The 10,099-nt window shown below is 40.2% G+C and carries 12 protein-coding genes and 1 pseudogene; 10 read left to right on the forward strand and 3 right to left on the reverse strand.

The genetic code is table 11. From position 1 onward, the window contains the following. Positions 1-443 precede the first annotated feature (443 nt). From Q368_RS26235 to Q368_RS26270, 10 genes and pseudogenes are all read left to right on the forward strand, one after another. Positions 444-1,343, forward strand: a complete 900-nt coding sequence (locus Q368_RS26235) for a hypothetical protein (RefSeq protein WP_156955867.1) — start codon at positions 444-446, stop codon at positions 1,341-1,343. Positions 1,344-1,451: 108 nt separating this feature from the next. Then, a complete protein-coding gene (locus Q368_RS26240; RefSeq protein ID WP_156955868.1) occupies positions 1,452-1,787 on the forward strand; it encodes a hypothetical protein in 336 nt (111 codons plus the stop codon). 106 nt (positions 1,788-1,893) lie between these two features. Then, positions 1,894-2,649 (forward strand): hypothetical protein, encoded by a 756-nt coding sequence (locus Q368_RS26245; RefSeq protein WP_156955869.1) that lies wholly within the window; start codon positions 1,894-1,896, stop codon positions 2,647-2,649. A gap of 40 nt (positions 2,650-2,689) precedes the next feature. Beyond that, complete coding sequence (locus Q368_RS26250; RefSeq protein ID WP_156955870.1) at positions 2,690-2,992, forward strand: hypothetical protein; 303 nt, start codon at positions 2,690-2,692, stop codon at positions 2,990-2,992. Between the two features lie 73 nt (positions 2,993-3,065). Further along, a complete protein-coding gene (locus tag Q368_RS26255) occupies positions 3,066-3,719 on the forward strand; it encodes a hypothetical protein (RefSeq protein ID WP_156955871.1) in 654 nt (217 codons plus the stop codon). Between the two features lie 81 nt (positions 3,720-3,800). Then, complete coding sequence (locus Q368_RS26260) at positions 3,801-4,538, forward strand: thioredoxin domain-containing protein (protein ID WP_156955872.1); 738 nt, start codon at positions 3,801-3,803, stop codon at positions 4,536-4,538. Positions 4,539-4,577: 39 nt separating this feature from the next. Beyond that, a complete protein-coding gene (locus Q368_RS25255) occupies positions 4,578-4,958 on the forward strand; it encodes a tetratricopeptide repeat protein (protein WP_084158978.1) in 381 nt (126 codons plus the stop codon). Positions 4,959-5,164: 206 nt separating this feature from the next. Beyond that, positions 5,165-5,446, forward strand: coding sequence for a hypothetical protein (locus tag Q368_RS24245; protein WP_052360357.1), 282 nt, complete (start codon positions 5,165-5,167; stop codon positions 5,444-5,446). 63 nt (positions 5,447-5,509) lie between these two features. Continuing rightward, a pseudogene (locus Q368_RS27515) lies at positions 5,510-5,758 on the forward strand (IS4 family transposase); the annotation flags it as partial. 111 nt (positions 5,759-5,869) lie between these two features. Next, entirely contained in the window at positions 5,870-7,156 is a 1,287-nt protein-coding gene (locus Q368_RS26270; protein ID WP_156955873.1) for a hypothetical protein, read from the forward strand. A 122-nt stretch (positions 7,157-7,278) separates the two neighbouring features. On the opposite strand, the gene Q368_RS26275 is transcribed toward Q368_RS26270, so the two are convergent. From Q368_RS26275 to Q368_RS0122355, 3 genes are all read right to left on the reverse strand, one after another. Next, a complete protein-coding gene (locus Q368_RS26275; protein ID WP_156955874.1) occupies positions 7,279-7,635 on the reverse strand; it encodes a DUF488 family protein, N3 subclade in 357 nt (118 codons plus the stop codon). A gap of 137 nt (positions 7,636-7,772) precedes the next feature. Beyond that, positions 7,773-8,351: a MucR family transcriptional regulator gene (locus Q368_RS25260; RefSeq protein WP_084158980.1), complete on the reverse strand. Its 579-nt coding sequence runs from the start codon at positions 8,349-8,351 to the stop codon at positions 7,773-7,775. A 1,431-nt stretch (positions 8,352-9,782) separates the two neighbouring features. Continuing rightward, on the reverse strand, positions 9,783-10,099 hold a 317-nt coding region (locus Q368_RS0122355; RefSeq protein WP_029461236.1), incomplete at its 5' end, for an ATP-binding protein.

The following is a 10,099-nucleotide window of genomic DNA, read 5'->3' on the forward strand; positions in this document are numbered from 1 at the left end:
GTGTCAAGCAAGCGCTCTCCCCCTGAGCTACGGTCCTATAAACAGAATCAGGGAACAGGCTAAATGCCCCAAACTCGTCCCGAAGTCAACCCCAAATCTTTCGTTCCCAAGAAAAAGTTGGGGGCCAAAACCGTTGGCTTCGTTGGCGCGTCGTTGGCGAGGTGGGTAAGTACGGATTTGACCTGGGGAGGTCAAGGGGTTTTTGCTCGGGGTTTTTGCTCGGGGGAGGAGAAAAAAGGACGTTGGAGAGGGCTGGAGAATATTAATAAATAATTATTTCAGTATGATATCTTCATTTTTTTGTAACCATCTAAAATTATAACCATTGTGCGAAACATAAAAATTCAGATTACCATAAGATTTTCACCCTATTCCCCTTGACATATTCCACAATATCAAACAAAGAATCGATATTAACAATATCGCAAAAAAGGACCGCAATCGTGATAAAGAAAATTTATCTTCATAATAGTATTTTTATGTCTTTCTTCTTTTTAGTAGTCGTGACATTCACTGTATGCTTAATTGACAATGCTTTTGCATACACTACAGAGCCAATTACAGATTTTACCAACAATAAAAGCAAAGATATTCAGTACACTGACAACAAAATAATTTTTTATGGTGTTGAGATTTCAAAAGGTCAAGAAGAAGTAGTAGCAATCTACAAACGCAACAAAATATTTGAGCAGGATACTGGGCTCGCCGGAACGGATCAAATTAGTGACGCTTATGTTGTTAAAGATTTTCCTGTAAAAGAAATGATCACTCTTGCGATTCCAATTTCAAATGGTGGAGGATCATGCTGTATGACGGAACGTTTTATTACCAAAACACCAGGAAACTTAATCCTTACAACAATTGATAGCGGACAAGGCGTCATCAACAACAAAGAGAATATTGCAAACAATATCCCGATAGCAGTTGGAATACAGGCGACAGAATTACTTAAGAAATCGAACATACTGAAGAAAGTAGAATACTCGTCGCCGTACGGAATGTACCCTGATTATTATATTGTTTTTGATTCTGGAAAGTTTAGACTCGCAAAGCCTGGCGAGTTTAAAAAAGAATACTCAAAGACTCTCTCTGATTTTATTCAAGGCATAAGAAAAGACTATAATACAAAAGCAGCAACACCCTACATCGACCTTGTTGAAACAATTATTTTCTATGCAGCGATGGCCGGGAAATCTGAAGATGAAGCTGTATCCATTTTAAAAAGTACATTCCCCAAATACAAAGAAGCGTTCTTAAAAAATTCAACTAGTTCGATTTACTCACTTATCAATTCAGATATTGACCAGCAATTTGATGCAGTCAAAACTGAACATTTGAAATAGATTTCTACTTTTTACAGAGATTGGCTAATGCAGGGTATTATTTTCTCTAGCGACATAAAGCGCTGAGAAATAATTGTCTCATAACTTTTCCTTAGAGGAGCCTGTCATATGTTTTATTGCTTGCGTTTTTTAGTAATTTCTGTCGCATTGCTTTTTTGTTTGTTGCTTACTGCCTGCAGTTCTGGCCCGTCAAAGTTAGAGGCTGGTGCGGCCATTGATGTAATGAATAAAAGTATGGCGAAAGAATTAGGCGCTATGTTCGGAGCCGATGAGGTTGAATTAGACAAAATCCCTCACGTCAAAGTTTCTGATATGAAATGTAGCAAGATTGGTGATGACACTTATGATTGTACAGTCCTAGCCATTCTTGATGGAGAAACCTCTCAGGAAAGGTTGCGTTTTACAAAACTTGATGAAAAATGGCGCGCTACGCGAATTAAGTAGCTTCCTCTAAAATCGAGCTAATTTTTCAAACACTAAATATAGCTACTTATTAAAGATCCATGCGCAAGGGAATAAATATTATCAACCCATCACCCAAGGAGTAGCTATGAACTGCATGCTCATCTTTTTTATTATATTACTATCACCTGTAGGATTATATGCTGAAACAAAGTCCAACTGGAACATCGCAGGAATACGGTTAGGAGAAGAGCCAACCAAAGTTGAAGCTGCGATTCAAAAAGAATTCCCTAATTTTAAATACAAAAAGTCAGTACATAGTTTTCAGCACAAAGGATTTAGATTGCCTGAAATATATCTCGGATATGATGCCTATAATCCAGTAGGAGATTATGACAGATCAGATTATATTCAAACCTTTTTCAGCGTGCAAGATCCAACTATATTAATTTCAATTGCTCGACATATGAATTTTACTATTGAAAAAAATCTACCTACTTTTTCGGCAATAAAGACATCTTTGATTGAAAAATACGGTCAGTGGCAGCTCGAATACAAATGGGGACATGTTTTATATTTATATTGGTTTGACGGAACACCTGAAAAATACAGGAATGAAAACTTTTTAAAAAAAAGGTTGAGTCCAGACAGAGCAAGTTTATCTTCAATACATGAAGGTGTTGTGGATTACTGTGGAGGACTTGAAAAAAATTTAGGAATAGTTATGCGTGCAGAGCTAACTTTAGATCAAAACAATTTTGTTGTATTTATGAATTACGAACTCACTAACTATCCAGAAGCCTGGAAATCATGCTCTGACGTTTGGGAAATGTTAAATACAGGGATTAACAATAAACTACAAGAAGACAGTAGCAACGGAGATCTTGTTAAACCAAAACTATAGCCCAACACGACATTTTTTATTCAACCCCAAGGAGAAAGAAATGAAAAAGTACTCATACGTTATTATTATTTTTGTTTTAATTTTTTCATCTTGCTCATCCTCAAGTGTCCCAAACGACAGCCAAATAGAAAAAATTTTTCAAAATAAACTCGATGAAATGTCAAACTACAAAAAACTTCAAAATTTTAAACTAACGAATAAAGTCCAACCTAACGACTATACTTTAAAATTTAACGTTACTTATGACATTGTTTCTAAATCTGGCAAATTTGACATCAAAGATGGACACATAGATGCTCCTGTTACATTGATAAAAAGCACAAGCGGTTGGATCTTACAATAAAATATACTAATTAATACTTCTTCTTATTTCAGACTGTCGTACCCCTAAGACACTAACCATAGGAGGACAAGAGATGTTTTTTAATAAAAATGTAGGGATTTCTTTTTTCTTCTTAATACTTTGTTGCATTTTGATTTTAGCTAGCAACTCCATTGCAGCAGAAACAGACTGCCCTGATACAAAAAGCCTCGGTCGTGATGGACGGGCAGAAGATTTTGATATAAGAGGTCTTAAAGTCACAATGAACGTTGTAGATATAAAGAAATTTGCCAATGAACACGGCTGGAATTACTCCCAACGTGGTTCACTTAAACTTCTTGACATTTGCCCACAAGATGTCGATTGTGCTACTGCAGTATATAAAGATGCTCCTGGTTCTTTTCGGATAGAAATTTCTTATGATGACACTGGCAGAGTCAACACCATACACTATGATTTGTTTTTAAAGGGTTCTTTTTCTGAAGCAGGAAAACTACTGATAGAAAAATATGGGAAACCTCTCCTTCAAAAGCCTGGGGATAAGACTGAATATTACTATGGATTACAGACTGATCCCGATAAAAAAACACCTTCCTATGCTTATACTTCTTCTACATTTATGATGTCGGCCAGAATAATAAGCTACGACAGTGGCGAGCTAGCGGGATTTTCTCGTGTCCAATTAACACTCAACAATCCTAAGCCTAAGATTGGTCACGAGACCAAGGCGACGCAGCCGAGTTTTTAATCCATACGCAGAAGTTTTCCTCATACAAAACTTTTTTTGATACGCCAATCAATAAACAAAAAGAATTTAAAGGGGATAACAATGCGCTCAATTTTTATAGTTGCTATTGTTTGTGCGGCAGTCAACTTATACTCTTCAACAAATGCACAAGTTTTATCTCGAGGCATCCCAGGGAGAATGTCACTTCACACCGGCGAACAGACTCCTGGCTTACCCACGTTAGAAGATGAAGATAAAAAGAAAATTACTAACGAAGAGGTTAAATCACCACCCGACGAATCACCTACTTCAGAAGCAACTACGGAACAAGGGCTTGTTATTTATGGCCGGAATTCATGCGGCTTTACTAGCAAGTACCGAAAAGAATTAAAACAAGCTAACATTGAATTTATTTACAAAGATATTGACAATCCAGCAAACGACAAAGAATTTACGAAATTAATGATCAATGCTGGACTCAATAGTGTCGACCTTCCTGTTGTAATAGATAAAGGGAAAATGTCAATCAGACCTAACCTTGTTTCTTTAATAAAAAACAACATGAGCAAAGGCACAGACACTGAAGCATATAGCCAAACAAAAACTGTTATCGTTTACAGCATCTCTTCGTCATCTTCCAAACAATTCCTTGGAGATTTAAACGAATATGGAGTAAAATTCACTTTTAAAGATGTGAACAGCCCCGCCATAGAGAAAGAATTTTCTAAACGGATGATTGCTGCAGGATTTTCTGGCAGTGTCAAGCTGCCGATTGTGTTGATTGATAACAAAATATATGTTCAGCCCAGTGCAGTTGAAACAATGCAAAAAGCAAAATAATGCTTTCTCGTAACTATATTTTATTAAAGCGAGGAGAAAATGCTAAAGACGACAGCTGTCATCTGTTTTTTGCTTGGAAATTTTTTTATTGTTGGTAGCAGCTTTGGAGGAAAATGTGATGATGCTTATGAAATGAGTAGTCAGCAGACCAAAAATTATCCTAAATTAATCAACTTATGGACGCAATGCCTTGAAGAAGGACTTGGTTGTGACTCACAGAGAGCTACTATTCATTTAAATCGAGGCATTGCCTACTATAACAACGCAGAGTATGATGAGTCCATCGCTGACTTCACGGCAGCCATTAAATTAAATCCTAAATATGCTAAGGCATATAAATACAGAGCCATTGTTCTAAGAAAAATTGGCAATGAAGCTAAAGCAAAGGCAGATGATGAAAAAGCAAATAAAATCAATTAATTTTATCGATCAACACCCCCGTCACTTCTATCACGACTTAATTTTGAAGCCCTGTTCGACGAACTCTACACGAGGTGTCTTTCTCAAGCTCCGGAGCACCAATTTTCTCTTGAAAACAAGCTGGTCAGCCTTGACGCATCGGTCATCGACTTATGCCTGGCCCTGTTCCCCTGGGCCAAGTTCCGAACGCCAAGGGCGGCATCAAGATGCACACGGTCATAGACCATAACGGCTATCTCACGGAGGTGGTCACCGTCACCGAAGCTAAATACCATGAGGTCAACATCGCCAAGCTGCTCAAACTGCCCAAGGGATCAATCGTGGTCTTTGACCGGGGCTATAACGACTACACGTGGTACAGGCAGTTCTGTAAATCCGACGGGTCCTGGTCACATGGATCGGGCAACGGTGTCACCTCCGATCACATCATCCAAATCACCATTTGCGAAAAAACCATGACCTTGCGCTGCGGCGGCTATCGGGATTAGGAAACCGGGAGGTGCTTTGATTCCTTACCAACCATATGACGCAGCCGGCACAAAGAGCGATGGCAGGTCGAAATCTTTTTCCGGTTCATCAAGCAGAACCTCAAGATCAAGTCGTTTTTCGGTAATTCAATAAATGCCGTTCTGTCCCAAGTCTACATGGCGATGATCGCGTACCTGCTCCTGGCCTACCAGAAGTTCCTGTCAAAGATCGGCATCAACCTGCACTATCTGGCCCGACTGGTGCAGTGGAATCTGTTTCAGTGCTGCAATATCCTCGATCTCGTTAGCACTCAACGGACAAGAGTAAAGTAAAATGATCCTAGACAGCTTATGCTTTTAGCTTAGCCATACAGAAATGAAGTACGCTTTAACCGGATGAGCCAGTTGAACTGATGCGGTTTACGGATTCAGGGGGTAACTATAATGGTTGAAGATTATGACACTCGCAGAATGACTAAGCAGGCTGGTCTAGACGGAACTTCATGGTCTGGATGTACAAATAGCGATGGATGGTTGAAAGGAAATGCAGAGCGCATTGCTGCCCAACGGAAAAAAGAGGAGGCCTCCAATAGTTTTTGCTCTAGCAATTCCTGCGAAGCATTTGCTCACTCCGGCGAGGGGGGGCTCTTCATTATTTATATTATATTATTTTTCCTGGCTCTTCCAATATTATACTTTCCATTGCTTGGAATTATATATCCAGCAAAGATCGTCGGTCACACCTTTCATGAATATCTTTCTTCACTTAATTCGCGATTTAGCTTTGAGATATCAGGATATTTCCTTAACTTATTGTCTATTGTCTTAGCGATTGTAACAGCCGCGCTTTCACTTGGAGCAGTTGCCTTTATATACATATCGCTATTTTGTTTTTTAAAAAGTTTACCAAAGACGTTACGGGTCCTCGCTTCTTTTTCATACGGCTTCACCTCTGCCTATCTATCGCAACGTTACGCAGCATACCTTCCGTTTCCAGGCGGAGATGGCCTCCCTATCATTTTTAAAGGCCTGATAAACATAAATATCCTTTCATCAGCATACGGCATTATTACTGTAATTTGTTTTTTTGCCATAGGAGGTTACAAAAATTTAACATCAGGGCGCGAGCGAAAAGCGGCTATGCTGTGGAAAAAAATCATACTTCCGCTAGCCGCGCTTGTCTTAGCGAAGTTCTTGTTTATAGACGGGGTATGGACCCAGCTACGAAACTGGAAAATTTCGGAATATGACGAAAAATACAACCCTGGCATCGTCATTCTGAAAGGAAAAGTCGACCTTAAGATAAAAGACCTCTCGTCGTTTACCAAACTGAAAAATGGTGTTTTAAGTGCACGTTGTCCGCAAAAGGTCGGCGACGAAGTTAAACTGACTTTGCCATGCTGGGTAAAAAGTGGTACCGATGGACATTTAGTCTTTGCTCTTAGCGGGACACCTGGCGTCATTGCACAATACAGCACTGACGGGATGATTACAGAGATAAAAGTCAACGGGGAATCGTTTTTTTACAAGGAAAAATTCCGAGAGCCTTTTTTGTCACCTACTTATTTTAAAATGAAAGACAGCTATAAAATCCAAAACGACAAGGTGTTCATATCAGACGACGGACACTTTATGGGACCAACAAAAGAGACAGCAAACTTGGCTCAGAAACTATTTGAAGACGAACTCCGACGTGAAGGCAAGGATCCCAACCTGATAATATGGAGGTAGAGTCCCCGGTGATGGTGTAAATTGTGGGATCGTCTAGGCCGGGGGGAGAAAAACTTCACAGGGCGACGTGGGCCATGATGCGCAACTATTCCCATACAACCATTGAGATTTTTCCATACATTCTAAAACTTCATCTCAGGAACCACTACACCGGTCCCTTTCTCTATCCATGCAGCGACTATTCTCCTATGACAAAAATCACCTGACTTCTCATAGCAAAGTAAAGTCGCATCTTCTCCAAATAAAGATACAATCTCGTTCATTACTTCTACAGGATTTAATAGAGATAAAACTACGAACGTGAATTCTTGAGTATATTGTTGCGGAGTTACAAGCCCTCTTTTGTAGCGATCTACTAAAGCCCATGGAGGAGCAAGCTTTTTATATTCCCTTGACTTGCTCCAAGAAGGTTTAACTTGGGCAATACAAACAGGATTTGCAATATCTTTTTCTCGTGCGAAGTAGGACGTAGTGATCATAAAATGTCCTAGTATTTTACAGTGCTTTCAACAGAAGCAGAAAGGCAACTTTAAATAGCTTAAAATTACTGTGACCCACGCCAACCCCTGATTTAATGACTGACGTGGGCCAGTCCACTTGATATTACATCCAGCTTCTACTTCTCTTTTTTCTTAGAAGCAGGAGCTTTCTCTTTCAAAAGATTAAGAGCAGGAATACCCTTATCTTTCGCTTGTGCCATCAACCCTTTAATGTCACTAAACCCATACTCCGTCACAAAAGGTTTAACTTCTGCTCGTTTAAGATCATACTCTTTCATGATATAACTCATGATAGTAAGAGCATTATCATCACCCGTTTTAACTTTACGTTCGATATCTCCTTGCATATCCTTATCAGTGAGACCATACTTGACCATGTACTCCTCACGAGTAATACCATGGATACGCAAATGATTTACTGATAATGTCTTGAACGTATTACCACATTCAGCACAACGAACTTTACCGGCAACTTTTTCATGTTTGAATTTGGATGCTGGAGCAACAGAAAGCGCGATCTGAGGAGCTTCAGCTTCTATAGAACTAACATCGAAGGATGCCAAATTTTCCATTTGCAACAAATCATCATAAATAGCTTTAGTAGCTTTCTCAAAATCAGAGTAATGGATTTTTCCATGACGCATCTGGTCTTTAGCGATATCTTTAGCTTCAGACAAAAGCTTCTTATCGATCATAAAAGTACTCCTTCAGATAAATTTACTGCCGATATAGCGCTTGTCCGAAAATGGTGTCAATGATTCCCTATAAAAATTCTTGTTAAAATCTCGTACCAGGATTGGGGATGGGTTGGGGAACGGCAGATGCCCCAGCGCCCCGGACACCCCATTATTTCGCGCCCTAGGGCCCCCTCCTGGGCCGTTTCTCTTCGACGGGTCCCCTTTATCCCCCACGGTAAAAATCGCAGGGAAAACCCCGCTCCGGCCCAACGACCTGTTTTCTCTGTGACAGTATCAGCGCCATTCCCATGGGACCGTGACCATCCCCCTACTCCAGGGTATCCTTATGCTTGAATGTATCTGCAACCATTTAAAGCAAAAGGATAGAATATGCCAGACAACAAAGACCTTTTATCATTAAAGGATGAAATACTTGTTTCATTTCGTCCAATTCACGAGCTTTTTAAAATTATGGATACAACATCTGTTGAAATCTATGGAGAGCTATCACGATCTTACTCCGAAGTTGGAGTAGCATTGTGTAATAATTTCCGATCCAAATTGGACCATATTTTACAAAAATACGACAAAGAACAGGACCTTTGCAATGAAAACTAAGTCTATCTATTCTGGCATAATTATGTTAGGATTGTTTTTATCATCCACTGGATATACTGACGATAATATTAAGTATAGCCAGTGCCTCAATATATTTAAGGAGAAAGATGGCATACAAACAGGAACCATAATCAAAATGGCTAACGGGGAAGTTTTCGAAACTCTTAGTAGTTCCTTTAATTACGACAGAAATCTTGTTAGTCCTCTTTGCTCTATCATAAAATATAAACGCTATTACTACATACTTATTAGTGGTGTTGATAAAAAGATACTGGCCAAGAAACTAAGCTAAAAGATGTAATTATATTTAACGGCAAAGTACGACAACGTATTTCCTAATTTCACGCACTTTTTCTATACGTATTTACGATGATTTCGCCGCGTGTCGATTAAAAACAAAAAGTGGTTAGAATCTGCCAAAAATGAGATAAAAAATACCCACCAGTGGTACAGCTAAAAGTCTTACCCCGGTTTTTTGAGCACCACATACCTGAAATCGAGGGTAAAGTGGTAGAACCAGGAAAATAACGTACCTCCCCTTCCAGGATGAACGGGGGCAGACCGAAAATAGTGCTATAAATTAAGGAAGATAACACATTTTCTAGAACTTTTACCCGCGCCAGCTGTCACCCTCAAGCATTTGGCGCTAACACTCTCGCCTACCTGGTCCTTCCCGATCTTGGTCCTTCTCCGGTAAAGAATCCGTACCTGAACATCCACGGTCACCAAATTTTCGGGGTAATACCTGGCCACTCTGCGCATGAGACCGCATCGGTAACGCCGGTTTCGCATGAATGCTCAGCGTCAATTACTCTTGGGCACTGACGACAACTATTTTTGTGCATCCACCTCGGCCTCAGCCATGTGATCTTCGGGTTTGAGGTCGGCCCCGCGTCCGTCATCATCGCCACGCGGCTGTGAGACCGCATTCCGTTTTTGAGCCTCCTGGTTCCGGTAGCTCTGACCGTTGAGCTCCAGGATGACGCAATGGTGGACCATCCGGTCGATGGCTGCCGCTGTCGTCATGGAATCCTTAAAGATTTTGTCCCATTGAGAGAAGACAAGGTTGCTACTGATCAGTACGCTGCCGCGCTCGTAGCGCTCCGCCAGGAAGGTGAAAAGCACCTCCATCTCTTCCCGGTCCTGCT

Origin of the sequence: Solidesulfovibrio alcoholivorans DSM 5433, from assembly GCF_000702665.1 — a bacterium.
GTDB classification, from domain to species: Bacteria; Desulfobacterota; Desulfovibrionia; order Desulfovibrionales; family Desulfovibrionaceae; genus Solidesulfovibrio; species Solidesulfovibrio alcoholivorans.